The sequence below is a fragment of the Bordetella genomosp. 10 genome, from assembly GCF_002261225.1.
Lineage (GTDB): Bacteria > Pseudomonadota > Gammaproteobacteria > Burkholderiales > Burkholderiaceae_B > Bordetella_C.
The window spans coordinates 2015398-2042175 of sequence record NZ_NEVM01000001.1; the positions used below are offsets into that span (position 1 = coordinate 2015398).

General features: G+C 67.6%; 26 protein-coding genes and 1 other RNA gene. 7 read left to right on the forward strand and 20 right to left on the reverse strand.

The genetic code is table 11. From position 1 onward, the window contains the following. Positions 1–106: 106 nt before the first annotated feature. The 3 genes from CAL29_RS08775 to CAL29_RS08785 form a co-directional block, all read right to left on the reverse strand. Positions 107–628 carry a chemotaxis protein CheW gene (locus tag CAL29_RS08775; RefSeq protein ID WP_094852488.1) on the reverse strand — a complete coding sequence of 174 codons (522 nt, stop codon included), beginning with the start codon at positions 626–628 and terminating at the stop codon, positions 107–109. After that, the gene (locus CAL29_RS08780) at positions 628–2241 is read right to left on the reverse strand and encodes a methyl-accepting chemotaxis protein (protein ID WP_094852489.1); all 1614 of its coding nucleotides are present in this window, start codon (positions 2239–2241) and stop codon (positions 628–630) included. Before CAL29_RS08780 ends, CAL29_RS08775 begins: the two co-directional genes overlap by 1 nt. 337 nt (positions 2242–2578) lie before the next feature. Continuing rightward, entirely contained in the window at positions 2579–3751 is a 1173-nt protein-coding gene (locus tag CAL29_RS08785; protein ID WP_094852490.1) for a GNAT family N-acetyltransferase, read from the reverse strand. 131 nt (positions 3752–3882) lie between these two features. Between CAL29_RS08785 and CAL29_RS08790 the strand changes: the two genes are divergently transcribed. Next, entirely contained in the window at positions 3883–4704 is an 822-nt protein-coding gene (locus tag CAL29_RS08790) for a ferritin-like domain-containing protein (protein ID WP_094852491.1), read from the forward strand. 79 nt (positions 4705–4783) lie between these two features. Here CAL29_RS08790 and CAL29_RS08795 read toward each other — a convergent pair whose 3' ends face one another. The 7 genes from CAL29_RS08795 to CAL29_RS08825 form a co-directional block, all read right to left on the reverse strand. Continuing rightward, entirely contained in the window at positions 4784–5692 is a 909-nt protein-coding gene (locus tag CAL29_RS08795) for an NAD(P)-dependent oxidoreductase (protein ID WP_094852492.1), read from the reverse strand. 42 nt (positions 5693–5734) lie between these two features. Beyond that, positions 5735–6742: an Ldh family oxidoreductase gene (locus CAL29_RS08800; RefSeq protein WP_094852493.1), complete on the reverse strand. Its 1008-nt coding sequence runs from the start codon at positions 6740–6742 to the stop codon at positions 5735–5737. A 106-nt stretch (positions 6743–6848) separates the two neighbouring features. Further along, complete coding sequence (locus CAL29_RS08805) at positions 6849–7778, reverse strand: hydroxyacid dehydrogenase (protein WP_094852494.1); 930 nt, start codon at positions 7776–7778, stop codon at positions 6849–6851. Between the two features lie 70 nt (positions 7779–7848). Then, complete coding sequence (locus CAL29_RS08810; RefSeq protein WP_094852495.1) at positions 7849–8904, reverse strand: Bug family tripartite tricarboxylate transporter substrate binding protein; 1056 nt, start codon at positions 8902–8904, stop codon at positions 7849–7851. Between the two features lie 132 nt (positions 8905–9036). Then, positions 9037–10212 carry a UxaA family hydrolase gene (locus CAL29_RS08815; RefSeq protein WP_094852496.1) on the reverse strand — a complete coding sequence of 392 codons (1176 nt, stop codon included), beginning with the start codon at positions 10210–10212 and terminating at the stop codon, positions 9037–9039. A gap of 36 nt (positions 10213–10248) precedes the next feature. Then, on the reverse strand, positions 10249–10530 hold the full coding sequence (locus CAL29_RS08820; protein WP_094852497.1) for a UxaA family hydrolase: 282 nt from the start codon (positions 10528–10530) through the stop codon (positions 10249–10251). 247 nt (positions 10531–10777) lie between these two features. Further along, the gene (locus CAL29_RS08825; protein ID WP_094852498.1) at positions 10778–11908 is read right to left on the reverse strand and encodes a 3-deoxy-7-phosphoheptulonate synthase; all 1131 of its coding nucleotides are present in this window, start codon (positions 11906–11908) and stop codon (positions 10778–10780) included. 177 nt (positions 11909–12085) lie between these two features. Between CAL29_RS08825 and aqpZ the strand changes: the two genes are divergently transcribed. After that, positions 12086–12835, forward strand: a complete 750-nt coding sequence (aqpZ, locus tag CAL29_RS08830; protein ID WP_094852499.1) for an aquaporin Z — start codon at positions 12086–12088, stop codon at positions 12833–12835. Positions 12836–12982: 147 nt separating this feature from the next. On the opposite strand, the gene CAL29_RS08835 is transcribed toward aqpZ, so the two are convergent. After that, positions 12983–14347 carry an MFS transporter gene (locus CAL29_RS08835; RefSeq protein WP_094852500.1) on the reverse strand — a complete coding sequence of 455 codons (1365 nt, stop codon included), beginning with the start codon at positions 14345–14347 and terminating at the stop codon, positions 12983–12985. 153 nt (positions 14348–14500) lie between these two features. Between CAL29_RS08835 and CAL29_RS08840 the strand changes: the two genes are divergently transcribed. After that, on the forward strand, positions 14501–15247 hold the full coding sequence (locus CAL29_RS08840; protein WP_094852501.1) for an SDR family NAD(P)-dependent oxidoreductase: 747 nt from the start codon (positions 14501–14503) through the stop codon (positions 15245–15247). Positions 15248–15249: 2 nt separating this feature from the next. Next, entirely contained in the window at positions 15250–16122 is an 873-nt protein-coding gene (locus tag CAL29_RS08845; RefSeq protein ID WP_094852502.1) for an isocitrate lyase/PEP mutase family protein, read from the forward strand. Between the two features lie 31 nt (positions 16123–16153). Here the strand turns inward: CAL29_RS08845 and CAL29_RS08850 are convergent, their stop codons facing one another. Continuing rightward, a complete protein-coding gene (locus tag CAL29_RS08850) occupies positions 16154–17368 on the reverse strand; it encodes an MFS transporter (RefSeq protein WP_094852503.1) in 1215 nt (404 codons plus the stop codon). A 134-nt stretch (positions 17369–17502) separates the two neighbouring features. Continuing rightward, on the reverse strand, positions 17503–17748 hold the full coding sequence (locus CAL29_RS08855) for a hypothetical protein (RefSeq protein ID WP_094852504.1): 246 nt from the start codon (positions 17746–17748) through the stop codon (positions 17503–17505). 282 nt (positions 17749–18030) lie between these two features. Here CAL29_RS08855 and CAL29_RS08860 point away from each other — a divergent pair, with 282 nt between their 5' ends. Beyond that, positions 18031–18630: a LysE family translocator gene (locus CAL29_RS08860; RefSeq protein WP_094852505.1), complete on the forward strand. Its 600-nt coding sequence runs from the start codon at positions 18031–18033 to the stop codon at positions 18628–18630. A gap of 115 nt (positions 18631–18745) precedes the next feature. On the opposite strand, the gene CAL29_RS08865 is transcribed toward CAL29_RS08860, so the two are convergent. The 7 genes from CAL29_RS08865 to CAL29_RS08895 all read right to left on the reverse strand — a co-directional run bounded on the left by CAL29_RS08865 (position 18746) and on the right by CAL29_RS08895 (position 24465). Further along, positions 18746–19786 (reverse strand): cyclase family protein, encoded by a 1041-nt coding sequence (locus tag CAL29_RS08865; protein WP_094852506.1) that lies wholly within the window; start codon positions 19784–19786, stop codon positions 18746–18748. Positions 19787–19789: 3 nt separating this feature from the next. Continuing rightward, positions 19790–20569 (reverse strand): 3-oxoadipate enol-lactonase, encoded by a 780-nt coding sequence (gene pcaD / locus CAL29_RS08870; protein WP_094852507.1) that lies wholly within the window; start codon positions 20567–20569, stop codon positions 19790–19792. Positions 20570–20599: 30 nt separating this feature from the next. Next, entirely contained in the window at positions 20600–20896 is a 297-nt protein-coding gene (locus tag CAL29_RS08875) for a YciI family protein (protein ID WP_094852508.1), read from the reverse strand. 49 nt (positions 20897–20945) lie between these two features. Continuing rightward, the gene (catC, locus tag CAL29_RS08880; protein WP_094852509.1) at positions 20946–21221 is read right to left on the reverse strand and encodes a muconolactone Delta-isomerase; all 276 of its coding nucleotides are present in this window, start codon (positions 21219–21221) and stop codon (positions 20946–20948) included. Positions 21222–21275: 54 nt separating this feature from the next. Next, the gene (locus CAL29_RS08885) at positions 21276–22001 is read right to left on the reverse strand and encodes an SDR family oxidoreductase (protein ID WP_094852510.1); all 726 of its coding nucleotides are present in this window, start codon (positions 21999–22001) and stop codon (positions 21276–21278) included. Positions 22002–22057: 56 nt separating this feature from the next. Further along, entirely contained in the window at positions 22058–23392 is a 1335-nt protein-coding gene (locus CAL29_RS08890) for a short-chain fatty acid transporter (RefSeq protein ID WP_094852511.1), read from the reverse strand. 134 nt (positions 23393–23526) lie between these two features. Continuing rightward, positions 23527–24465, reverse strand: a complete 939-nt coding sequence (locus CAL29_RS08895) for a 3-hydroxyacyl-CoA dehydrogenase NAD-binding domain-containing protein (RefSeq protein ID WP_094852810.1) — start codon at positions 24463–24465, stop codon at positions 23527–23529. 404 nt (positions 24466–24869) lie between these two features. Between CAL29_RS08895 and ssrA the strand changes: the two genes are divergently transcribed. Next, positions 24870–25270, forward strand: a transfer-messenger RNA (tmRNA) gene (gene ssrA / locus CAL29_RS08900). A gap of 122 nt (positions 25271–25392) precedes the next feature. Next, positions 25393–26589 carry an AAA family ATPase gene (locus tag CAL29_RS08905; RefSeq protein ID WP_218831823.1) on the forward strand — a complete coding sequence of 399 codons (1197 nt, stop codon included), beginning with the start codon at positions 25393–25395 and terminating at the stop codon, positions 26587–26589. The last annotated feature ends 189 nt before the right edge of the window (positions 26590–26778 follow it).

A 26778-nucleotide genomic window follows, 5' to 3' on the forward strand; every position in this document is an offset into this window, starting at 1 on the left:
GTCGATGCGGCATCCGGCGTCGCGGCCGGGCTGGACCCGCTCGCCCACGTAGCGCCGCGCGGCTGCGCGCCGCCGGCGCCGTGCCCCGAATACGGCCGTGCGCGATTCATTCCTGCGCCTCCCGCGCCGCGCCGAACAGGCGCTCGCGCGCCGCCGCGGGCACCAGCTCGTCGACGCGCAGCCATTGCAGCAGCGTGCCGCCGGTCTCCAGCACCGGTCCCAGGTACGGCGCATCGCGATGATCCAGGCCGGACGGCAGGAACGCCGAGGGATCGTAATGCGCCGTCTCCGTGGCTTTCTCCAGGATCAGGCCCAGCGGCGCGCGGCCGCCGCCGGGCGCGGGACTGTCGACCACCGCCACCCGGGTGCTCGTCAGCCGCGCGGCGGCCCGTCCCGTGGCCAGCGCCGTCACGTCGACGACCGGCAACGCGCGTCCGCGGTGCATCGCCAGCCCGGCGACCCAGGGCGGCATGCCCGGGATCTGCTTGCAGGGCGCGAGCGGCAGCACTTGCAGGACCTCGCGCGTATCCAGCACATAGACGTCCGCCCCGATGGAAAACCGCAGGAACAGGCGCCGCTGCGCGGCGGCGCGGTGGCCGGAGAGGGGCGTGCCGGGAACCGGGCTCATCACAGCCTGAATCGCGTCACGCCGCCCCGCAGGTCGCCCGCCACGGTGTTCAGGTCGTCGATCGCCAGGCTGGACTGGCGCAACGATTCGACGGTCTGCTGCGTGGCGTCGGCCAACTGCGTCAGGGCCTGGTTGATCTGCTCCGCGCCGGTGGCCTGCGCCTGCATGCCCTCGTTGACCGCCTGGACGCGCGGCGCCAGCGTCTGCACGTGCTGGATGATCTGCGACAACTGCTCGCCGACCTGCTGCATGTCCTGCATGCCGCGCCGCACCTCTTCGGAGAACTTGTCCATGCCCATCACGCCGGCCGCCACCGAGGACTGGATTTCGCGCACGATCTGCTCGATGTCGTAGGTGGCGACGGCGGTCTGGTCCGCCAGGCGCCGGATCTCGGTGGCGACGACCACGAAGCCGCGTCCGTATTCGCCCGCCTTCTCGGCCTCGATGGCGGCGTTCAGCGACAGCAGATTGGTCTGGTCGGCCACCTTGTTGATCGTCGTGACCACCTGGTTGATGTTGCCGGCCTTCTCGTTGAGCACGCCCAGCTTGCCGTTGACCGAGCCGGCGGCTTCCACCACGCTGCGCATGGTGTGCTCCATGCGCGACAGGTCGTGATGGCCGCCATCGGCCAGGGCCGCGGTCTGGTCGGCGGCGGCGGAGACTTCGTTCATGGTGCGCACCAGGTCGCGCGCGGTCGCGGCGATCTCGCGCGACGTGGCGCCGATCTCCGTGGTGGTGGACGCCACCTCAGACACCGTGGCCTGCTGCTGCCGCGACGTCGCGGCGATTTCCGTTACCGAGGTCGCGACCTGGATGGCGGAACGCTGCGCCTTGCCGACGAGGTCGGCAAGCTCGTCGGCCATGCGGTTGAAGCCGGCTTCGATGGCGCCGAATTCGTCCCGGCGGCCCAATTGCAGGCGCGCGCCCAGGTCGCCGTTGCCGAAGCGGCCCAGGCTGTCGACGATTTTCCGCATGGGGCTGTTGATGGCGCGCATGATCAGCGCGCCGAACGCGATGGCGGCCAGCAGCGCGAGCACCAGGCCCATGCCCAGGATCAACTCGGCATGGCGCAGCGTCTGGAGGATGCGATTGACGGACTGGCCGGCGCGTCCGCTGTTCTCCTCGACCATATGGTCCAACTGGACGCGGCCGCTGGCGTAGGCGGGGTCCACGCCGTCATGCAATTGCGCCAGCGCGCGCGCGGCGTCGCCGCCTTGCAGGCTGGCCACGACCTCGGCGCGCGCCTGGCGATAGGCGTTCATGGTCTTCAGGAAAGCCGCGTAGACCTCGCGGTCGTCGAGGATGAAGGCGCTTTGCGCGTAGCCGTGCAATTGCTCGTTCATCCGGGTGTCAGCTTGCTCCAGCGCGTTGCGCAGCGTCGGCGCCGGGGTCTGGCGGGCGACGCCCTGGCTCAGGACTTCATAGCCCTGCTGCCAGGCGCTGAGGAGGCGGGCGCTGTACTGCAAGCCGGGCAGGGAGTCGTCATGGACGGCTTGCGATTCGCTGTCTATGGCCAGCAGCCGGTTGTAGTCCACCAGCGCCATCAGCAGCATGATGACGAGGATGGCGGCGAAGCCGGCCCGCAGGCGCTGCCGCAGGGTGAGTTTTTTCATGGCGGTCGATATCTTCCCATCGCGTTGCCTATCCACGCAGACGCTTTGTCATGAATGGAAGTGGTCAGCGTGTTCCCCGGTCCGTCACGCGTGGGAAATTTCAAAAATAACGAGCAAGGGTCCGACACAATACGCTGAACAGTTACGTCTGTTCAAGCGTCGCTCGAACTAAAGATCTAGTCGATAGGACGTTGCCAAAAACATACAGAGTGGGAGCCCCGGGGGGAAACCCGGCCGGCCCGGGGACCAGGCCGCCGCCGGGCAGGGCCGGGAGATCGAGCGCGGGATCAGACCGGGGGATCGGACTGGGGGATTGGACTGGGGATTCGAAGCGAGGTCACGGTTCGCCCTGGCGGAAGGGCGTATGTTCTTCCAGTTCCTCGCGGTAGGCGGTCATGGCGTCGCCTTCGCGCCGCAGGAAGTCGGCGATGGCGTCGGCGAACCGGCGGTCGGCGATCCAGTGCGCCGAGCAGGTCGGCGTGGGCAGCAGGCCGCGGGCGATCTTGTGTTCCCCTTGGGCGCCGCCCTCGAAGCGGTCCAGGTCGTGAGCCAGGCAGTATTCGATGCCCTGCAGGTAGCAGGTCTCGAAATGCAGGCCGGGCACGAAGGCCATGGCGCCCCAATGGCGGCCGTACAGGGCCTGGCCGTCGGTCATGTTCAGCGCCGCGGCCAGGGGCTGGCCGTCGCGACAGGCCAGGATCAGCACCAGGGCCTCGGGCATGCGGTCGCGCAGGCGGCGGAAGAAATCCAGCGTCAGGTAGGGGGACGACCAGTGGTTGCGGTAGGTCTCGACATAGCAGGCGTGGAAGAAAGACAGGGCCTCGTCGTCGATGGCGGCGCCGGCCAGCCAGCGGAAGGCGATGCCCGCCGCGGCGACTTTCTTGCGGTCCTGGCGGATTTTCTTGCGCTTGTCGTGGTTGAGCGCGCCCAGGAAGGCGTCGAAATCGCCATAGCCGGTGTTCTGCCAGTGGAATTGCACGCCTTCGCGCACCAGGTAGCCGGCTTCTTCCAGGGCCGCGCGGTCTTCGGCCCGGGGAAACAGCACGTGCAGGGAAGACAGCTTCAGGCTCTGGGTGAGCTCGATGGCGCCGCGCGCCAGCCGCACGCGGTCGGCATGGGCATGCGCGAGCAGGCGCGGCCCGCCGACCGGGGTAAAGGGGACGGCCGACAGCAGCTTGGGGTAGTAGGCCAGGCCGTGGCGCTCGAAGGCCTCGGCCCAGGCCTGGTCGAACACGTACTCGCCGCGCGAGTGCGTCTTGACGTACAGGGGCATGGCGCCCGCCAGCGCGCCGGCGCGCCGCAGGATCAGGTAGTAGGGCGCCCAGCCCTTGGCCGGCGCGGCGCAGCCCATCTCGTGCAGGGCGGAGAGGAAGGCGTGCGACAGGAAGGGCTGGGGACCGGCCAGGGCGTCCCATTCGGCCGGATCGATGCCTTCCAGCGAGCGCGTGACCGCCAGGCGCGTATCGTCCGGGTCGGCGGCGGGGGAGGAGGCACGCTGGGAGTCGTTCATGGAAGCGGGGTGTGCGGCAGGCGGACAGGATCGCCCGGTGATTGCCTGGTGATTATAAGAACGCGGCGCGCGGGCCGCCGCCGGGCCGGGGACCGTTCCAGGATTCGCGCCGGATTTGTTAACCTGCCGCGATGGAAGATGAGCTACACATATTCGCGCCAGCGGAGCTGCGCCGGGCCGCGCTGGCCGCCCTGGCGCTGGACGACGGTCCGCGCAAGCTGGCGGCGGTGCGCGCGCTGGACGCCACGCTGCCGGTGGATCCCGCGGCGGTCCTGGCCGCGCCGGGGCAGTTGCCGGGCCGCCCGGCGCAACCCGTGCTGGTGGCGCCCGCCCGGCTGAAGTCGCGCCCGGTCGGCACCCCGCAGGGACGCGCGGCGCTGCTGCACGCGCTGGCCCATATCGAATTCAACGCCGTCAACCTGGCCCTGGACATCGTCTGGCGCTTTCCCGGCATGCCGGCGGATTTCTATCGCGACTGGATCGGCGTGGCGCGCGAGGAAGCCGGCCATTTCGAGCTGCTGAACGAGCACCTGGCCACCCTGGGCCATGCCTACGGCGACTTTCCCGCGCACAACGGCCTGTGGGAGATGGCCGAGAAAACCAGCGACGACATCGCCGCGCGGCTGGCGCTGGTGCCGCGCATCCTGGAGGCGCGGGGCCTGGACGCCTCGCCCCTGATCCGCGACAAGCTGGCCGGCGCGGGCGATGCGCGCGGCGCGGCCATCCTGGACATCATCCTGCGCGACGAGATCGGCCACGTCGCCATCGGCAACCGCTGGTACCGCTGGCTCTGCGAAAAGGGCGGCCACGATCCCGTGGCGTGGCACGCCGCGCTGGCGCAGCGCTACGCGGCGCCGCGCCAGCGCGGCCCCTTCAACCTGGACGCGCGCCGCGCCGCCGGTTTCGACGAGCGCGAGCTGGCGGTCCTGACGGAAGGCGGCGCCGGTTCTTGACGCCTTGCGCCGTGTGCGGCGCAAGGCGCGCCCTGGCCCATGCATGGCCGGCGCGCTGCGTTCTGGCCGGCCCCGGCGCCTACTTTCTCGCGCCGCCGGCCAGGAAGTCGATGATTTCCGGCACCGGCGCCTGGGCGATGCCGGCCTCGCTGGCGGCCGCGTAGGTATCGCGGATGGCTTCGGCGGCGGCGTGGGGCGCGCCGGTTTCTTCCGCCATGGCCGTGTAGTAGCCCATGTCCTTCAGCGCATTGGCGATGGAAAAGCGGAAGGCCTCGGTGTCGCCGTGCTCGATGTAGGGACGCAGGCGGCCCAGCACCACGCCGTCGCCGCCGCCCTTGGCCAGGATGTCCATGAGCACGGCGCGATCCACCTGGGCCCGTTCGGCGCAGGCGGCGGCCTCGGCCAGCACGGCGGAAAAGCCCAGCGACACGTAGTTGTGCAGCAGCTTCAACCGGTGGCCGGCGCCGACCGGTCCGGCATGGGTGATGTTCTCGGCGTAGCTGCGCAACAGGGGCAGGCAGTATTCGAAGAGGGCTCGGTCGCCGCCCACGATCAGGTTCAGGCGGCCCTCGGCGGCTTCCTTGGGCGTGCGCGTCATGGGGGCGTCCAGGAAGCGGCCGCCGGCGTCCGTGACCGCCCGCGCCACTTTCAGGGTGGACGAGGGAATGGCCGTGGAGCAGTCGATGACGATGCCTTGCGGCCGCAGCCCGGCCAGCACGCCGTCGTCCCGCAGCAGCACGTCCTCGACCTGCGGCGTGCCGGTGACGCACAGCACGACGATGTCGGACTGGCGGGCGACCTCGGCCGGCGTCGCGGCCTGCCGGGCGCCCCGGGACAGCAGGTCGCCGACCGGCTGGTTGCCGGGATGATCCAGCAGCACCAGCGGATAGCCGGCCTTCAGGATGTTGCTGGCAATGCCGTGGCCCATCTGGCCCACGCCGGCGATGCCGACGCGAGGCTTGCCGTTGGGGGTGTTGCTCGTCTCCATGCCTGTCCCTTCCCGATGGTTGTTGGCGACAAGCGTTACATCTTACGCTCCGCCGGCCAGCTTCCGTATGTCGGCCAGCAGGGCGTCGGGCACCTCGACGCCGCGCGAGCGCGCGCCGTCGGCCAGGGTTTCGCGGCGCTGTCCCGGCAGGCGCACCTGGCTGTCCTCCAGCATGGCGGCGACCAGGGTCTCGACCCGTTCCAGGTAGACCGCCTGGCCCGCCAGGGCGCCCGGATCGATGACGAGGAAGGCCTGGCCGATGCGTGCGCGGTTGCCCGCCTCGGTGAAAAAGGAATCCGCCTCGAAGCCGAAGTGCGCGCCGGTGAGGGCACAGGCCAGCAGTTCGACGATCAGGGCCAGCATGGCGCCCTTGGCGCCGCCCATGGGCAGCATGCTGCCTTCCAGGCCGGCGCGTGGATCGGTGGTCGGCTGGCCTTGCGCGTCCAGGGCCCAGCCCAGGGGGATCTCGCGGCCTTCGCGCGCCGCCACCATCAGCTTGCCGCGCGCCACTTCCGACAGGGACAGGTCGATGACCAGCGGCGGGGCGTCGCGGCGCGGGAACGCCGCGGCGATGGGGTTGGTGCCGAACAGCGGCCGCTTGCCGCCGTGCGCCGGCATGGCGGCCGGCGAGTTGCCCATGGCCAGGCCCACCATGCCGCGGCGGGCGACCGCGTCGAGATGGTAGGCGGCCACGCCGAAATGATGGCTGTTGCAGACGCCGGCGTAGGCCACGCCGTATTCGCCGGCGCGGCGGATGGCTTCCTCGATGGCCAGGGCGCACGCCGGGAAGGCCAGGCCGTCGTGGGCGTCGACCAGCACCGCGCCGCCGCGTTCGCGCGCGATGCCGGCGACGGCGGCGCCGTCGGCGCGGCCGTTGCGCAGGTGGGTGGCGTAGAAGGGAACGCGCGAGGCGCCGTGCGAGGCGATGCCGCGCGCTTCGGCGTAGGCGAGCGCGGCGGCGGTGTCTCGCGCCATGGCGGGAGAGGCGCCGGCGCCTTCCAGCGCGGCGCGGCAGAGGTTTTCGAGGGTGTCCAGGTCCAGCGTGGCCATTTCAGCAACTCCGTGATTTCAATGCCGGGGGTTCGATATTCGCGGTCCGCGGGCGATTCCGTTGCATCGTACGCCAATGCGGCGGGGCGGCAGGCGCCGGCCTGGCTTACGGGGCACGAAGGACTTGCGCGACGCGCTGCGCCGTCATGTCCGAAACGCGCGTATTCGCTTCCTCGGTCAGCCCGGCGATATGCGGCGTCAGGATCAGGTTGGGCGCGTCGGCCAGGGGGCCGCCGCCGGGCAGGGGTTCGTTGTCGAAGACGTCGATGGCGGCGCCGCCCAGCTTGCCCCCGCGCAAGGCGTCGGCCAGGGCGGCCTCGTCGACGATGCCGCCGCGCGCGGTATTGACCAGGACGGCGCCGTCTTTCATTTGCGCCAGGCGCGCGGCGTCCAGCAGGCCGCGGGTCCGTTCCGTGAGCGGGATGTGCAGCGTGACGGCGTCCGCCGTGCGCAGCAGGTCGTCCAGTTCGGCGCGTTGCGCCAGGCCCTCGCGCCAGGCGGGGTCGTCCGCCCCCAGCATGGGATCGGCGGCGATGACCCGCATGTCCAGGCCGCGCGCGAGGCGCGCCACCAGGCGGCCGATGCCGCCGTAGCCGACGATGCCCAGCACGCGCTGGTTGACTTCGCGGCCGTTGGACAGGGCGTTGCGCGGCCAGTCTCCCGCGGCGACTCGCGCGGTCGAGCCATAGGCGCCGCGCAGCAGCATCAGGACGGCGGCGATGACGTATTCGGCGACCGCGCGGGCATTCGCGCCCGTGGCCGGCAAGACGGCGATGCCGCGTGCTTCGCAGGCCGGCACGTCGATGTTGTCCAGGCCGACGCCCAGGCGGCCCACGGCCTTCAGCCCGGGCGCGGCGGCGAGGAGATCCGCGTCCACGCGGGTGCGGTTGCGCACGATCAGCGCGTCGGCGGCCGCCACCGCGCGCAACAACTCGTCGCGGCGGTCCACCAGATCGGGTTCGTAGCGCACGTCGAAGTCGCGCCGCAGCGCGTCGACGGCGGGTTCGTCCATGAATTCGGAGATGACGATATGCATGAGAGGGAGCCTGGAGAAAGGGAGGGGCAGTCCCGCGACTGCCCCGGTTCGGGTGGGACAGGCAGGCGGCTCAGCCGACCTGGATGTTCGCGTCGTGGATGATCCTGGCCCAGCGTTCGACCTCGCCCTTCAGGTAGGGCCCGAATTCCGCGGCCTCCATCGGCTGCGCGCCGAAGCCCAGGGTCACCAGGCTCTTGGTCATTTCCGGCTGCCTGATCTGCTTGACGATGGCCTTGCCGATGCGGTCCACCAGGGGCTGGGGCGTGCCGGCCGGCGCCATCACGCCGGTGAAGTTGGCGACCACCAGGCCGGGCAGGCCCGCTTCCTCCACGGTCGGCACGTTGGGCAGTTCCGGGCTGCGCGTCTTGCTGCTGACGGCCAGCGCGCGCAAGGTGCCGCTTTTCACGTAGGCCAGCGATTCGGGATAGTTGGAGAAGATCACGTCCACCTGGCCGCCGATGAGGTCCGTCAGCGACGGCGCGCCGCCCTTGTAGGGGACGTGCAGCAGCTTGGTGCCGGTCAGGCGCTGGTACAGCGCCAGCGTCAGGTGCGGCGGCGTGCCGTTGCCGCTGGATGCCGCGGACAGGGACCGCGTCTTGGCGGCCTGCAGCAGATCGTCCATGGTCTTGATGGAGCTCTTGGGATTGACCACCACCATCATGGAGGAGGAAGCCATACAGGCCACCGGCACCAGGTCCTTCAACAGGTCGTAGCCGGCCTTGCCCTTGAACAGCGTGGCGTTGGCGGCGTGCGACAGCGTCATCGCCAGCCACGTATAGCCGTCGGGCTGGGCGCGCGCGACATAGGCGGCGCCGATATTGGCGCTGCCGCCCGGCTTGTTCTCCACCACCACGTTCCAGTTCTCCGCCGTGCCCAGCGCCTTGGCGGCCTGGCGCGCCGCGACGTCCGTCAAGCCGCCGGGCGGAAAGGGCACGACGTAGTTGATGGGCTTGTCGGGCCATTTGTCCATCGATCCGCCGGCGGCGCGCGCCGGCAGCCAGGGCGTCAGCGTCGCCAGGGCCCCGGCGCCCAGCAGGCCCAGGGTCGAGCGGCGTTGCGCCGATGCGGGTTCATCGCGTCGCGCCGGATGGGCGGCGCCAGGGGTGACATCGTTCTTCTTCTGCATGGTCGGTCTCCTCCGGTAGGCCCGCCGGGCGACGGGCGAAAGGGCGCCCGGCCGTCTGCGGGCCGGTGCGCCTGGACGGACCGGCGCGCCTGCATGGCCTGCGCCCCGGTTTGTCCCCCTTGCTGCGTGCGCTTACGCGCTTTCGTACAGGCGGGTCAGCACGAACTCGCGGTGACCCAGCGCCTCGGCCGAGGTCCAGCGGCCGTTGGCGGTGGCCAGCATGCATTCGAGCAGCTTGTCGCCGGCCTGGTCGAGGTCGATTTCGCGCTGCAGCAGGCCGCAGGTGTCGACGTCGACGTGTTCCGACATGGTGCGCACGGTGCGCGGATTGGCGCAGATCTTGATCACCGGCAGGATGGGATTGCCGATGACGTTGCCCTGGCCGGTCGGGAAGAAATGCACCGCGTAGCCGGACGCCGCGCACAGCGTCACCATTTCCGCGGCCGCCGATGACGAGTCCATGAACCACAGGCCCGGGCCGGTGGGGATCTCCGCCTTGTCGAGCACGCCGTCGACCCGGCATTTCTTGCCTATCTTCTGGATGTTGCCCAGCGCCTTTTCCTCGATGGTGGTGAGGCCGCCGGCGATGTTGCCCTTGGTGGGCTGCGACTCGGACAGGTCGCTGGTCTTCCAGCGGTCGATCATGTCCTGGTAGCGGTTGAACATGGCCATGAACTCGTCGCGCACCTTGTCGTTGGCGCAGCGCTGGGCCACGATGTGCTCGCCGCCGGTCAATTCCGATGTCTCGCCGAAGACCAGCGTGGTGCCCAGGGCATAGAGCTTGTCGAAGGCGTTGCCCACGGTGGGATTGGCGCCACAGCCCGAGGTCGTGTCCGACTCGCCGCATTTGGTCGAGACCCACAGGTCCTCGATGGGACATTCGGTGCGGTACAGCGACGTGGCGTAGTGCACGAACTCCTTGGCCTGCTTGGAGGCGCGCATGATGGTGTCATGGTCGCCGTGCAGTTCGATGCTGAAGCCGGCCACCGGCTTGCCGGTGCTGGCGATGCCGTCGACCACGCGCTTGGTCCAGCCTTCCTCGATGCCGATGACGATCACGGCGGCGACGTTGGGATTGCAGCCGGTGCCGATCAGCGTGCGGAAATGCAGTTCCAGGTCCTCGCCGAACTGCAGGCGTCCATAGGGATGGGGCAGGGCCAGGGTGCCCTTGATGTTGTTGGCGACCGCTTCGGCGGCGGCATTGGAAATATCGTCGACCGGCAGCACGATCACGTGATTGCGCACGCCGACGCGGCCGTTGTCGCGGCGGTAGCCGCGGAAAGTAGTGGAGGCGGAAACGACAGCCATGGGGAATCCTCGCAGCAGGGAATGGGATGGAAAGGCTTACCAGCGCTTGGTCTTGATGTTGTGGACGTGCGCGTGCTGGCCCACCTGGATGGGCGCGACGACCTTGCCGATGTCGACGCCGTATTTGTAGATGGTGTCGCCCGTATTCATGTCCTTCAGGGCCACCTTGTGGCCGATGGGGATGTCCTGCTTGGCCGTGACATGGATGATCTTGTCTTCATCCATGATCCAGGCGTTGAGTTCCGTGCCGGCGGTGATGCCTTCCACCACCGCGACCGCCACGGTGTCCTTGGCGTCGTGCAGTACGGCGTGAATCATGTCTTCCTCCTGATAGGGGCGGCCGCGCGGCGGGCGCCGGCAAGCCGTTCGTCGATGTGCGAGGACATCTTATTTTCAAACTTCATTTGAGTCAACCAAATCATATATATGATTTGATGAAGTTTGGAAGGGCCTTTGGGAAGCCCTCTCCAGGGCGCGCGTTCGAAACGAAAAAGGGCCCCTGATACCAGGAGCCCTTCATTGCCGCCGCGGCTTGCGCGGCGCTTCAGCGTTCAACCGCCTGCGTTCAGCCGCGGGCAAGCCGTTCGCGGCGTTGGCGCACCGCCTGCGCCAATTGGGCCAGCACGGGGCCGGTCTGCGTCCAGCCCAGGCAGGCGTCGGTGATGGAGACGCCGTGCTTGAGCGGCACGCCGGGCGTGAGATCCTGGCGGCCCTCTTCGAGATGGCTTTCGATCATGACGCCGCAGATGCGCCGTTCGCCGCCGGCCAACTGGGCCGCGATGTCCGCCGCCACCTCGACCTGGCGCGCATGCGACTTGTTGGAGTTGGCGTGCGAGCAATCGATCATCACCTGTTCGCGCAAGCCCGCCTTGCGCAGGCTCTGGCAGGCTTCCTCGACGCCGGCGGCGTCGTGGTTGGGGCCCTTCTTGCCGCCGCGCAGGATGACGTGCGTGTCGTCGTTGCCGCGGGTTTCGAAAATGGCCGCCATGCCCATCTTGGTCATGCCCATGAACGCATGCTTGGCGCGCGCCGCGACGATGGCGTCGGAGGCCACCTGCACGCTGCCGTCGGTGCCGTTCTTGAAGCCCAGCGGGCAGCTCAGGCCCGAGGACAACTGCCGGTGGCTCTGGCTTTCGGTGGTTCGCGCGCCGATGGCGCCCCAGGAGACCAGGTCGGCGATGAATTGCGGGCTCAGCAGGTCGAGGAATTCGGTGCCCACGGGCAGGCCCAGTTCGCCGATTTCCAGCAGCAGCTCGCGGGCGCGGCGCAGGCCTTCGTTGATGCGGTAGCTGCCGTCCAGGCGCGGGTCGTTGATGTAGCCCTTCCAGCCCACGGTGGTGCGCGGCTTCTCGAAATACACCCGCATGACGACCAGCAATTCCTTGTCGAGGTCGGCGGCCGCCGTCTTGAGCAGGCGGGCGTATTCCATCGCCTGGTCGTGATCGTGGATGGAACAGGGGCCGACCACCACCACCAGGCGGTCGTCGCGGCCGTGCAGCACGTCGGCGATCTCGTTCCGGCTGCGTTCGACCAGGTCCTGGGTCGCCGGCGCGATGGGCAGCTCGTCCAGCAGCAGGGCGGGCGAGATGAGCGGACGCACGGCGCCGATGCGCACGTCGTCGATGCGGGTGGTGTCGTGGGTGGAGTCCGCGTTGCCGACTTCGCGGTCGCGGCTGGGGTCATCGATGCGGGTCAAGATTCTCTCCGAGGCAAGCGGGGATTATCGCATTTGGCGATGTCCTGATGGCGTAGGCCGCCGCCCCTTCCCCAGGGAAACCCGGGAAAGACTCTTTTTGTCACGGTTTGTTCCCTTGTAGAGCAGGCGGCGCGGTTCTAGGATTGCGGGCGTCACTCTTTCCTGACGGAGACCTTCATGGCCAAGCGACTTTTCGCGGAGTTTTTCGGGACTTTCTGGTTGGTGTTCGGGGGTTGCGGATCGGCGGTGCTGGCGGCTGCCTTCCCGCAATTGGGCATCGGGTTCGCCGGGGTGGCGCTGGCCTTCGGGCTGACGGTGGTGACCATGGCCTACGCGGTCGGCCATATTTCCGGCGGCCACTTCAATCCGGCGGTGACGCTGGGGCTGTTCGCCGGCGGGCGCATCCCGGCAGCGGACGTCATTCCCTACATGGTGGCGCAGGTCATCGGCGCGGTAGCCGCGGGGGCCGTCCTGTTCTTCATCGCCAGCGGCAAGGCCGGTTTCGACGCCACCGCGGGCGGTTTCGCCAGCAATGGCTACGGCGAGCATTCGCCGGGCGGCTACGGGATGGCCGCGGCCCTGGTCGCGGAAGTCGTGTTGACCGCCATGTTCCTGTTGATCATCAACGGCGCGACGGATGAGCGCGCGCCCAAGGGCTTCGCGCCGCTGGCCATCGGCCTGGCGTTGACCCTCATCCACCTGATCAGCATTCCGGTGACCAATACGTCCGTGAATCCCGCGCGCAGCACGGGCGTGGCGCTGTTCCAGGGAACGTGGGCCTTGCAGCAGTTGTGGCTGTTCTGGGCCGCGCCGCTGGCCGGAGGCGTGCTGGGCGGCGTGATCTACCGCTTCCTGCTGGCCGCGCCGGCCGCCTCGCGCGTGGCCGTGACCCCGGCGCCGCCCGCCCCGCCCGCGGCGCCGGCCTGATCGGTCCGGCGGTTCCGGGGGGCCGTTCCGCCGCGGGCCCGTGCCCGCGGCGTTTCTTGCCAATGACGCCGGTCCGGCCATGCGCCGGGTTGCGCGTCTCGCCGCGCCGAACGCGGGCGGCGTTCAGCGCCGATGCGGGTTATCGCCTCATGCACTCGCGCCTTGCGCGGGCGCGGCGTTTTCGGCCGTCTGCGCGGCGTCCGTGCGCTTCGTGCGCAGCGTCATGCACAGCAGCGATCCCACCACGGGGAAGATGGCGAGCGTCAGCAGGGCCATGTGGAAATCGTTGGTCTGGTCCTTCACGAAGCCGACCAGGTAGGGGCCGGTGAAGCCGCCGAGCTGGGCGAAGCCGTTGATGGCCGCGATGCCGCCCGCCGCCGCCGAACCCTGCAGAAACTGCGGTGGCAGGGTCCAGAACACGCCCATGTAGGACCACAGGAAGAAGGCGCAGATGCACAGCAGCACGAGCCCCATGAGCGGGGTGCTGGCATAGGTCGACAGCGCGAGGAAGATGCCGCCCACCAGTCCGCCCATGGCGGTGTGGAATTTCCGCTCGCCGGTGCGGTCGGAGTGGCGCGCCACGACGATCAGGCCGATGCCCGCGAAAATGAAGGGAATGGCGGAGATGAAGCCGGTCTGCACCGTGGTCAGGTTGCCGAGCTGCTTGACGATTTGCGGCAGCCACATGATGACGCCGTAGACCGCGATGCCGTTGAACATGTAGACGATGGTCAGCAGCCAGACGCGCGGGTCGCGGAACATGGCGGCCAGGTCGTGCCGGGACGAGGCCGCGCCCGCTTGCCGTTCCTGGTCAAGCTTGGCGATCAGCCAGGTGCGTTCTTCGGGGGTGAGCCATTTGGTGTCTTCTTCGGGGCGGTTGACCAGATAGCGCAGCGTGATGACGCCCAGGATGACGGCGGGCAGGCCTTCGAGGACGAACATGGCCTGCCAGCCTTTCAGGCCGAGGAAGCCGTTGGCCGCGTCCAGCAGCCAGCTCGACAACGGCGAGCCGATGATGATGGACACCACCGTCGCCGTCATGAAAAGCGCCGCGGCCCGGCCGCGCTCGCGCGCGGGGAACCAGTAGGTCAGGTAGAGCAGTATTCCCGGCGCGAAGCCCGCTTCGGCCAGGCCCAGGAGGAAGCGCAGGATATAGAAGGAGGTCGGTCCCTGCGTGAAGGCCATGGCGGCCGAAACGATGCCCCACGTGATCATGATCCGCGCGATCCAGATGCGCGGACCGAAACGGTGCAGCATCATGTTGGAGGGCACTTCGAACGCGAGGTAGCCGATGAAGAAGATCCCCGAACCCAGGCCGAACATATAGGACGTCAGGCCCAGGTCGGCGTTCATGTGCAGCGCGGCGATGCCGACGTTCACCCTGTCCAGGTAATTGATGATGAAGCAAATGAAGGCGAACGTGATGATCCGCTTGTTCAGCTTGCCGATGACGCGCGCGCGCAAGCTTTCGTCCTGCGCGTCCAGCGCGGGACCGGTGGGGGTCTGCTGCATGATTTCCCTCCTCTGGGAACCTCTTATCGATTGGAGCCGGCGGCTTCCAGATCCGGACCGTATTTGACAGCCGTGGCCGGCATTTTAAACTTGCATCCCGAATCCCGCCGGGTGGATTGACCGCGGCGGGCATGGCAAAGGGAGATAGACGGCATGGCCGACGGTGGTTTTTTTGTGGGGCGCACGGCGCTGGTGACGGGGGGCGCTTCGGGAATCGGGCGGGCCGTGTGCGAGCAGTTGCTGGAAAAAGGCGCGAATCTGGTTGTCTGGGACCTGAACGCGCAGCGGCTGGACGAGCTGCGGGCGATGGCGCCCGACCGGGTCGAAACGGCGGTGGTCGACGTCTCCGACAGCAAGGCGGTGGACGCGGCCACGCAGGCGGCGCGGGCGCGGTTCGGCGGCCTCGACCTGCTGCTCAACAATGCGGGCATCATCGGGCAGCACATGTCGGTCACCGATTTCAACGAGGCCGAGCTGGACCGCGTGCTGGCGGTCAACCTGAAAAGCGCCTTCATCGTCGCGCACGCCTTCATCCAGGCGCAGACGGACAAGCCGGGGCGGGCCATCGTCAACCTGTCCTCGATCGCCGCGCGCACGGGCGGCATGGTCGGCAATATCGCCTACGCGACGACCAAGGGAGCGCTCCGGTCCTTCACCATCGCGCTGGCCAAGGAGCTGGCGCCCGAGGTCAGGGTGAATGCCATGGCGCCCGGCGTGATCGATACCGAGATCCAGAAAGACGTATTCAAGGATCCCGCCAACATCCAGGCAATGTCCAACCTCATTCCGATGAAGCGGCTGGGCACGGCGAAGGAGGTGGCGGATTGCGCGGTCTGGCTGTTGTCGGACGCGGCCACCTACGTGACCGGCGTCATCGTCGACGTCTCGGGAGGACGCTGATCATGAGCCATGCAGCAAAAGCACTGCGCGCCGCGCTGGCGACCGGAAAGCTGTTGCAGGCGCCCGGGGCGCCGGACCCGCTGGTGGCGAGACTGGTCGAACGCGCGGGTTTCCCGGCGGTCTACATGACCGGTTTCGGCGCCACGGCCGCCCGGCTGGGCATGCCGGACATCGGGCTGATGAGCCAGACCGAGATGACCGACCATGCCCGCAACATGGTGCGCGCCACCACGATTCCGGTCATCGCCGACGCGGATACGGGCTATGGCGGGTTGGCCAACGTGGCGCGGACGGTGGAGGAATACATCGGCTCGGGCGTGGCCGCCATCCACCTGGAGGACCAGCAGATGCCCAAGCGCTGCGGCCAGCGCTCCGGGGTCCGGGTCATCGACGCGGAAGAGAACGCGCGGCGCCTGGCGGCCGCCGTCAAGGTGCGCGGCGACGCCGATATGCTGCTGATCGCGCGCACCGACGCCTTGCCGGTCATGGGGGTCGACGCCGCCATCGAGCGCTGCAAGCGTTATCGCGATGCGGGCGTCGACCTGGTTTTCGTCGACGGCATCAAGCGCATCGCCGAGGTCGAGGCGGTGGCGCGGGCGGTCGACGGGCCCAAGGTCGTCAGCATCGTCGACGGCAACGAAACCGTCGCATTGAAGGCGGCGGACCTGGAGCAGATGGGTTTTTCCGTCGCCTTCTATGCCTTGTCGGCCTTGTTCACGGCGGTGCGGGCGGTGTCCGACACCCTGGCCGCCTTGAAGGCCGAGGGCACGCCCGCGAGTCGGGCCGGCGCCATGGTCAATTACGCCGAGTTCGCGAAAATCGTCGATCTCGACCGGTTCGACGGGCTGGACCACGATTACGGGTGGCCCGCCTGAAGTCCACCTGACGCCGGACTGAGCTCCGGCGTCAGCTTCGATCGCCGCTCGATTGCGTCAGGTCGACGCCGCGGCGCTCGGGGCTGAAGAAAATGAGGACCGCGATCACGATGGCGACGATGCCGATCACCGTCGCCATGACGGTCGCGTAGTCGTTGCCGTGGGCCTCGGCGATCTTGCTTTGCATCGGGCCGTTGACGGCCGCGAACAGGTTGCCGAGCTGGTAGACCAGGCCCGGGAAGGTCGCGCGGATGGCGTCCGGGGAGATTTCGTTCAGATGCACCGGGATGACGCCCCAGGCGCCTTGCACCGAGATCTGCATCAGGAAGGCGCCCAGCGCCAGCATGACGGGCGTCGTCGAGAACGCCCACAGCCAAAGCACCGGCAAGGCGATCAGCGCGGCGATGCAGATGGCGTAGCGGCGGCCGATTTTCTCGGAGATCATGCCAAACAGCAGGCCGCCGAGAATGGCGCCGATGTTCAGCACGATCGTGATCACCGAAACCGTGTGCGGATCGAACTTCAACTGCTCGCGCAGGAAGGTCGGGTACAAGTCCTGGCTGCCGTGGGAAAAGAAGTTGAAGCACGTCATCAGGACGATGGCGTAGATCGACAGCTTCAGGTGGCTGCCGATGGTGCCCCACAGGTTGGCGCGCTTGACGGTCTTGTCCAGCGCGCTCCAGGCGGGGGATTCGGGCACGCTGCTGCGCACGTACAGCACCAGCAGGGCGGGGATCACGCCGACGAAGAACATGCCGCGCCAGCCGATATGCTCATAGAGCAGGCCGAAGACGATGGCGGCGAGCAGGTAGCCGCTGGGGTAGCCGGCCTGCAGCAGGCCGGAGACCACGCCGCGCGATTTCGCGGGAATGGTTTCCATGGTCAAGGCGGCGCCCACGCCCCATTCGCCGCCCATGGCGATGCCGTACAAGGCGCGCAGAACGAGGAAAACGACGAGGTTGGGCGAGAACCCGGACAGGAATTCGAGCAGCGAATACAGGATGATGTTGAACATCAAGGTCGGCTTGCGGCCGAACCGGTCCGCGATGCGGCCGAAGACCAGCGCGCCCAGCGGACGCATGATCAACGTCAACATGATGGCGAACGAGACGTCCGACACCTCGGTATGGAACTCGGCGGCGATATCCTTGAGGATAAAGACGGTCAGGAAGAAGTCGAATGCGTCGAGCGTCCAGCCCAGATAGGCCGCGATGGTGACGTGCTTCTGATCTCTGGTCCAGCTCACGAGTCGCCTCCAGGTCTTTGTCTTGTCATGGCGGACCTCGGGTCTTGTGGACCTGGAGGCCGATGCCGCTACAAGCGCAGTATTTGCCTGAATGGCTGTCTAAGAACTGAAGGCAATTGGGGGCGGGGTGTTTCCTAGTGGAAAACCGTCGTGGATTCGGGCATCGGCGACAGCGCGCGGATCAGCGCGTCGCGCTCGCTGCGCAGGGATCGCAGTTCCGCTTCCAGCATCAGCAGCGCGGCGGCCGCTTCCTGGGCGTCGCGCTGTCCCAGCCGCAGTTCGTCGAGGTAATGGTGCTGGCGTTCGATGCGATACAGGTCTTCGGCGATGCGCCGATCGATATTGCGCAGGATGCGGTAGGGAGCATGGGGGTCGGACATGGGAAGACTCCTGCTTCGCTTCGTGAGATAGGTATTTCAGGCTAGGTTGATTATCAGGCACACGGCGGATTTTCGAGCTGGAAAAATCGCATGCACCGAACCTGATGCCAGCCAAAAGGATGAGGGGGCGCCATGCACGCTTTCAACTCCGCCCCCCCTGCAAGCCGCGCGCCCGCCCGTCCCGGGGACGCGCGGGGCCCCCTTTGCCGGCGAAATCGGTTCTAATCCCGCCATTCCTTCGACCCATCCTTTCAACCCATCCCTTCAACGACGGACGGCGTTATGTTCTCCTTCTCCGACGCGCTGCTGCTTTCCCTGGGCATCGCGGTCGTCCTGGTCATGCCCGGCCCCACCAACACCTTGCTGGCGGCGGCCGGCCTGCGCCAGGGCGTGCGCCGGGCCGTGCGCCTGACCGTGGCGGAACTGGCTGGCTATATGGTGGCGATCACGCTCTGGGGCGTCTTCCTGAACCAGGCGGCGCGCCGGTTTCCCTGGCTGCCCATGGCGACGCGCATGTTCTGCGGCGTCTACGTCGCGTGGCTGGCGGTGAATATGTGGCGCAGCGCGGTGGCGCTGCCCACGGCGGAACGGCGCGAAATCGGCCTGCGCACCCTGTTCGTCGCCACCTTGCTGAATCCCAAGGCGGCGCTGTTCGCCGGCACGCTCTTCCCGGCCGTGGCGTTCGCCACGGTTCCGGCGTATCTGGAGGCGATGGCCATCTTCGCCATCCTGTTGCTGCCCATCGGCCTGGCGTGGATCGCCTTTGGCGCGCAACTGGGCAGCGGCCGCCTGCGCTGGCTCAATCCCGCGCACGTGCAGCGCGGCGCTTCCATCGTGCTGGGGGCATTCTCCGCGACGCTGGCCTGGGCGGCTTTTCACTGAGCGCGGGCGAAGGCAAAAAGCAGCATGGCGCGGCGTCCCGGACGGACGCCGCGCCATTTTCTTCAATGGACGGGCAGGAACGGGCGTTCGCTTGCCCGTCGCCTGGCGCGCTGGTTCAGACCGTCGCGATCGGCGTCACCGGGGAGCCGATCGCGTGCGGCAGCCGCAATGGCGGCGCCGTCAGCATGAAGCGATGGCGGCCGTGGGCGCGCAGCCATTCGGCCAGCTCCTTCAGATACCAGAGCTCCGCCAGCGGCAGGCCCAGCTTGAACAGGCAGTGGTGGTGCAGGGGGAGCATGGCGCGCGGTCCCTGGCGCTCGCGGGCGGGGAAGGCCTCCACCGCGTAGTTGTCCGCGCACAGGGCGGCGATGCCGCTGTCGCTGATCCATTGCAGCAGCTCGGGGTCCGTCCCGTCCAGCGCCGCCCCGTAGGCATGCAGCACCTCGGCGTCCGGCTGGCCCGCCATCTCCACCACGGCTTCGGCGAAGCCGGTGCGCAGCACCAGCATGTCGCCCCGTTCGACCTCGATGCCGTCGGCCGCCAGCGCCTGGCGCAATTCCCTGGCGCCGATCAGGGTGCGGCCCAGGCCGAAGTGGCGCGCCAGGTCGACCAGCACGCCGCGGCCCTGCATGCCCTTGGCGGCCATGTTCTCCACGCCCAGCTTCAGCGCGGCCGAGGGCCCGTCGCCATCGCAGCCGCAGCCGGCATGGCTGGCGTCTTTCGGGCCGACCACGTCGATGCCGGCGCGATAACCGTTGTAGTAGCAGAGCTCGGCGCGGCCGTCGCCGTCGGCGTCGAACAGCGCGCCGACGTGCGCCAGGGAGTCCCACTGCGTCGAGTACTGCATGGACAGCAGCACCTGGTCATCGCTCAATACGTCGACGGCGTCGGGATTGAGCGTGCGCAAGGGGAAATTCAGATAAGGCGTGTCCTGCAGCCGGGTGGGCCTGAGCCGGGGCGGATGACGGCGCGGGTTCAGCACGTTGCCGCCCGGCAGGTCCAGGGGCAGCGACAGGCAGAAGGTCTTGCCCGCGCGGATCTCGCGCGCGCCCTTGAGCACCTGTTCCTCGCCGATCAGGTTGACCCGGCCCAGTTGATCGTCGGGGCCGAACTCGCCCCAGTTCGATCCGGGCGGACGTTGTTTCCAGCGCGCCATGGCTTACCCCTTCAGAAAATCGACCAGCAGGCGGGCGTAGGCCTGCGGCTGCTCCCAGTTGGCGATGTGCCCGGCGTCCAGTTCCTCGTAGCGCGCGCCGGGGATGGCGGCGGCCAGTTCGCGGCCTTGCTGCGGCGGCGTGGAGGCGTCGTGCGTGCCGGCGATGACCAGCGTGGGCGCGGCGATGCGGCCCACCTGTTCGCGCAGGTCGCCGTCGCGCAGGGCGGCGCAATTGCCGGCGTAGCCCGCGTCGGAATGGCGCCGCATCATGTCCACCAGCACCTGGGCCAGGCCCGGATTGGCGGCGCGCCATTGCGCGGTGACCCAGCGTTCGATCAGCGCCGGCGCCATGGCGTGCAGGGTATCGCGCCTGACGGCCTCGATGCGCTGGTTCCAGCCGTCCACGCCGCCGATGCGGGCCGCCGTGTTGGACAGCACCAGGCGGTCGATGCGGTGCGGGTTGTCCAGCGCGAATTGCAGGCCGGTGGGGCCGCCCATGGACAAGCCGCAGAAATGCGCGCGCTCGATCTTCAGGAGGTCCAGCAGTTCGACGACGTCCCCCGCCAACTGCTTGAAGCTGTAGTCGCCGGCCGGCGCCGAGGACAGGCCATGGCCGCGCGTGTCATAGCGCAGCACGCGGAAATGGCGCGCCAGCTCGGGAATCTGCGGCGCCCACATGTCGGCGCTGGATCCCAGCGAATTGGACAACACCAGCACGTGCGCGTCCGGCGGGCCGTCCAGGACGTAGTACAGGCGGGCTTGGCTCAGGTCGGCGTAGGACATGGGGACTCCGGGTAAACGAATTCAGGGAATTCAGATGTGGCACTTGCCGTCGACATAGGCCTTGCGCCAACGCGTGATGACCACGCGGTCGAACAGGTCGGCCTTGGAGAAAGGATCGGCGGCGATGAAGCGTTCCGCTTCCTCCCGCGTATCCAGCGCGACCACGTAGAGGCCGCCGCCGAGGTCGCTGCCGTCGTCATGCAGCTTGGCGCCGCAGGCCAGCAGCACCGCGCTGTTCGCCTTGAGGAATTCGAGGTGCGCCGGACGGTGCTGCTGGCGCACTTGCTGGTGGTTCGGCTTGTCGAAGGTCTCGATGATGTAGGGCATGGCGGACTCCGGCTGGACGGGGAGGAGACGGATGGACGGCGGGGCCGCGTCAGATCGCCGAGGGGTGGCGGGCCAGCGCGGTGACCTGGATGTCCATGTAGGGGAACAGCGGCAGCGACGAGAGCAGGGTGTGCAGTTCGTCATTATCGGCCACGTCGAAGATGCTGACGTTGGCGTAGCGGCCCGCCACGCGCCACAGATGCACCCACTTGCCTTCGCGCTGCAGGCGCTGGGCCAGGGCTTTCTCGTCCGCCTTCAGCTTGTCGGCGGCTGCGGCGGGCATGTCGGGGGGCAGGTTGACCTGCATTTGGGCCATGAACAACATGAGGGGGCTCCTGGAAAAAAGCGCGCCCGCCGGGTCGCGGGCGCAGGGGAAGGGTCAGACGGGCGCCACGCCCAGCGTGGTGCCGCCGCACACGTAGAGGATCTGTCCGGTCACGAAGCCGTTCTCCGGCGCCAGGAAGAACATCGCGGCGCGGGCCACGTCTTCCGGCGTGCCCAGGCGCTTGACGACGATGCTGTTGATGATGCGCTGGGTCTGCGGCGCGCCTTCCGGGTTGCTCTTCATGAACAGGTCGGTGGCGATGGGGCCGGGGCCGATGGCGTTGACCGTGATGCCGTCGCCGCCCAGCTCCATCGCCAGAGTGCGCGTCATGCCGATCAGGCCGGCCTTCGTGGCCGAATAGACCACCCGCTCCGGCTTGCCCAGCGCGGCCCGCGAGGCCATGTTGACGATGCGGCCGAAGCCGGCCGCGCGCATGGCGGGCAGCACGGCCTGCGTCAGGATGAGGGCCGTGCGCAGGTGCAGGTTGACGACGTAGTCGAGGTCGGCCATCGACGCCGTGTCGGCGGTGCCGGGACGGGTGGCGCCGGCATTGTTGACCAGGCCGACGATGTCGTAGGCTTCGGTGACCTGGCGCGCCACGGCCTCGGTCTGGGCCTGGTCGGTCAGGTCTGCCTGGAAGGAGACCAGGCCGGCCGGCGGATCGGCGGGCAGGCGATAGTCGATGTTGACGACCTGGCGGCCCGTGTCGAGCAGGGCGCGCGCGATGGCCGCGCCGATGCCGGCGCTGGCGCCGGTAACCAGATAGGCTTGCGTTTTCATGGAATGGGATTCCTTTCTCTTGCTTCCGTTTTCCGTTCTCGGGATGGCGTTCGCGCTCAGTGGGTCATCAGGCCCCAGGCCAGCACGGTGACGATGTGCAGCACGCCGACCCAGATCATCATGATGACGGTATAACCCATGATGTCGCGCAGCTTCAGCTTGGACAGGGCCAGCGCCGGCAGGATCCAGAAAGGCTGCACCAGGTCGTTCCAGGCATTGCCCAGCATGACGGACATGGAGGTCTGGTCGATCGAGCTGCCGATGGTCTTGGCCGCCTCGATCATGAACGGGCCCTGGATCACCCAGTGGCCGCCGCCCGAGGGGGCGAAGAAGTTGATGACGAAGGAGCTGATCAGGCCCCAGAAGGGCAGCGTGCCGGGGGTGGCGACGTCGACGAAGATCCTTGAGATCGTGTCCACCAGGCCGGAACCCGCCATGATGGCCATGATGCCGGCATAGAAGGGGTACTGGAGAATGATGCCGGCGATGGTCTTGATGCCCTCGTTCAGCTTGGTGACGTAGGCCAGCGGCGTGCCCAGCAGGATGATGCCGAGGAACAGGATGATGAAGTTGATCAGGTTCAGGTCCAGCGTGCCGCCGTCGATGAAGGTGAAGGCCACGTAGGCGACGCCCATGATGCCGATCAGCAGGCTGAGGATGCGGCTGTTGTTCAGGCGCGAGGCCAGCGTGTTGCGGTCCTCGTCGTCGCCGGCGGCCTTGGCCGGGGCGGCGTCCAGGGCCGGGTCGATCTCGGTGATCTCGCCGGCGTTCTTGGGATGCAGGCAGGCGTTGAGCAGGGGCAGGGTGATGAGGATGGCCAGGCTCAGCAGCAGCATCGGCGCGGAGAAGATCGTCTGCGACAGCGGGATCACGCCCATCTGCTTGGCCAGCGGATGCCCGGGGGTGGCGATCAGCACCGGAATGCTGGCCGACAGGCCCAGGCCGTACATGGTGAAGCCGCTGTACGCGGCCGCGATGATCAGGGGGTAGTGCACGCCCTTGACCCGGGTGGCCAGTTTCTTGGCGACCACGCCGCCGATCACCAGGCCGAAGCCCCAGTTCAGGTAGCTGCCGATGCCGCCCACCAGGGTGGCGACGATGACCGCGGTGCGCGGGCTGTGGACGTGGCTGACGATGCGGTCGAGCAGGCGGTCGGTCAGCGGCGCGGTGGCCAGCACGTAGCCCATGGCCAGGATCACGGCCATCTGGGTGGTGAAGGCCAGCAGGCTCCAGAAGCCCTTGCCCCATTCACGGGTGATCGCGCCCAGGCCCTGGCCTTCGACGCCCCAGGCCAGGAGCAGCGACAGCAGGGTCAGCGCAATGGCGAAAACAAAAGGATCGGGCAGATACTTGCGCATCAACTCGGTGAAGAAACTGGCGAGTCGGCTCATTGCGTCTCCAAACGGCTCGTATGGTTTTATCGGATGATGGGAAAAGGTATGCGCGGCGTGGGTCCCGATGCGGATCCCGGGGCGCCTCCTGCGCATGCCATGGCGTGGATTCGGGTCTTGATTCAGGCCGCCATTCAGGCGCCGGACCGCGCGCCGAGCCAGGCCGCGAGTTCGGCCAGGGCGGCGCTCTTCTCGCGCAGGACGCGGTCGCGCCGCTCGGGGTCCCAGGTGTAGAAGCCTTGTCCGCTCTTGGCGCCGAAGTGGCCCTCGCGCACCTTCTCGCGCAGCAGGTCCGACGGCGTCGTGCGGTTTTCCAGGTCGGGATAGAGGTATTCGGCGATCGCGCAGTGCACGTCGATGCCGTTCATGTCGCGCTGTTCCAGCGGGCCCGTCAGGGCCAGGCGGATGCCCAGGCTCCACTTGACCACTTCATCGATGTCCTCGGCGCTCGCCACGCCGTTTTCCAGCAGAGAGATGGCCTCGCGGGCCAGCGCGTGCTGGATGCGGTTGGCGATGAAACCGGGGATGTCGCGGCGCACCAGCACCGGGCGCTTGCCCGCGTCGCGCAGGGCGGCCATCACGCGGGTCACGGTGTCCTCGGAGGTGTCGTCGTTGCGCACCACCTCCACCAGCGGAATGACGTCGGCGGGGGTGAAGAAGTGCATGCCGACGAAGCGGTCGCGCCGCGTGACGGCGTCGGCCAGGGCATTGATGGACAGGCCCGAGGTATTGGTGGCGAAGAGGGTGTGGGCGGGGCAGAGGCTGTCCAGGCGCGCGAAGATGTCGCGCTTGAGCTCCAGCTTTTCGGGCACGGCCTCGATCACCAGCTCGGCGCCGCAGGCGGCCTCCAGGCCGGCTTCGTAGCGGATGCGCCGCATCGTCGTCGGCACCGCGCCGGCGGACGAGGAGAGCACCTGCAGTTGCCGGTCGATGTTCTGGGCCGCGCGTTCGAGCGCGCCCTCGATCGGGTCGATGAGAACGACGTCCAGGCCGCGCGCGGCGAACAAGGCGGCAATGCCGCTACCCATGGCGCCGGCGCCGATGACGGCCAGGTGTTGCAGAGGAGAAGTCATGTGGAATCTCTCGCGGAAGCCCTCGCCTTGGGGCAGCCCGGCCGCGGCGTCCAATCGGGGCGTCTCTTCCGTGCTTGCCTTTCCGTGCCTGGGCCAGAAAAGTCGTTTTGTTCTATATGCGAACATATGTACGTATATAGAATTCTGCGGCGCATGGTAGACCGGCTTTCAGGTTCCGGACAAATCGGGTATCAGCTTGTGTTCATGCAGTGGACGGATGAGGATGGCAAACAGTTTTCCGCGTTCATGGGTCGAACGGGGGAGGGGGCGGAGATAGGGAGTCGGCCTGTGAGCCGTGGCGCAGGGGCAGGGGTGGCCGCTTCGGCCCAGAGCCGGGGCCAAGCGTGGGCCGTGTGGTCGTCGGGCGAAAGGGAGCTGAAAGAGGTATACTGTTGGGTCCAACTGGGGCCGATCCGGATTCGACGTGGGTCGCGAAACAGTCAGGGCATGCCGAGCACCAGTAAGCTCGTAAATCCACTGGACAACACATAAACGCCAACGACGACGTTTACGCTCAACAGCCGGCCCTGCTGGCTGCTTAATTGAGCCGCTGCACTGATTTGTCTTTGGGTCAGGTGGAGGGGGGCAACTCCCTAGAGGGCAACCTCGAACCACAGCAGTGTCATTGAACAAAGAATCGACGTATTCCGGGGTCGCACGGGGTACGTCTAAATTACGCGACTCGCCTCGGTCCGGCCTGTCGGTTGGCTAAGTCTCGGGGTTAAATCCAAATAGATCGACTATGCATGTAGATCTGCCTGCGGAGGGCTTGCGGACGGGGGTTCAATTCCCCCCGGCTCCACCAGAATTCCCAGAAAAATCAGTACCTTAAAAATGGTCGGCCTCGAAAGCCGGCCATTTTTTTGCTTTACGCAAAATTATTCATCAAGGATAATTATCCAAATCAAATAATTTTGCCTAATTCCCATGCCTTTCCATCGCCCTGTACTTGCCCGCGAGATGGCGGACCAGCTTCTGCATCCTCGTGGCCTGGATACCGAGCTTGCGGGCGGGGTGTTCCTGTCCGGTCCACGCCGGATCGGCAAGACCACGTTCATGCGTCAAGACCTGATCCCGGTGCTACAGGATCTGGGAGCCATCGTCGTGTATGCGGATTTGTGGAGCCAGCCTCGCGCCAACCCGGCCGAACTGGTCGCGGCCGCGGTCAGGCAGACCTTGAAAGACCTGGAAACCCCGGCCTCAGCCCTGTTTGCCCGCGTGGCCGCGCAGGTCAAGCGGATTTCACAGGTCGATGTCGGTGCGGCCGGATTCAAGTTCGCGTTCAAGCTCGATCAAGTCGGAACCGCTGGCGGCCCGACCTTGGCGCAAGTCTTTACGGATTTGGTCGACGAGACGAAAACGGACGTGGTCCTCATCATCGATGAGATCCAGCATGCACTTGGCAGCGCCCAGGGTAACGACCTGCTCTTTGCGCTGAAAGCGGCTCGGGATGCGGTGAGCCTGAGACCTGGCACGCCTGGCCGGCTGTTCATCATCGGGACCGGCTCGCATCGCGCGCAAGTCCAGGAAATGGTCATCCGAGGCAACCAGGCCTTTCAAGGGGCTGCGTCCAGACCGTTCCCGGTACTCGGCGAAGACTACGTGGCACACGTGCTGGACCTGACCCGGGCGCAACTCGGCGCCAGGATGCCGACGCTGCCCGCGGCTGTCCAGGCCTTCCAGGAGTTGGGCCATCGTCCGGAGGAGTTGCTCAAGGCGCTCAACGTGCTGCGCGACAGCCCTTCAGAGATCCCTGCCGATACGCAACTGCCCATCATCGCGCGAACGCTGCGGCGCGCTGCCGCCGACGTTGAAATCAGCCGCGTCGAAGGCATGGGCGATCTGGCGGTCGCCGCGTTCAACCGGATCTGCTTGAACGACCGGCCTACCAGCGGTTTCTATACGGCCGACACCTACAAGGCCCTGGCCGCGGAGGTAGGCATGCCGGTCACCCAGAGCGCGGTACAGAACGCGCTCCTTGCCTTGACCGATGCCAATCTGGTCATGGCGCTGGGCAAAGGGAAGTACGACGCGACGGATCCGTTCGTCAAGAATGCATGGCGAGAGGAGAGGGGATTGGAGGCTGTCTTGGGGCTTGCCGATCCGCCCGCGACGAAAGCATGATTGCATGATTCAACGCGGCCGTGCCCGGTATGCTGAGGCCGGAGTGGCGGCCGCGCACCCCTTCCAGTGTCTGCCAACTTCCGGTGGGAGCGCTGGGGCGGCGCACTTGGGTGGCCGGTCCCTTATTTGTCTTGGGCTAAATCTGCTTCGGAAATACGCTTCATGTTGTTTTGCAAGTTATAGCTTGCA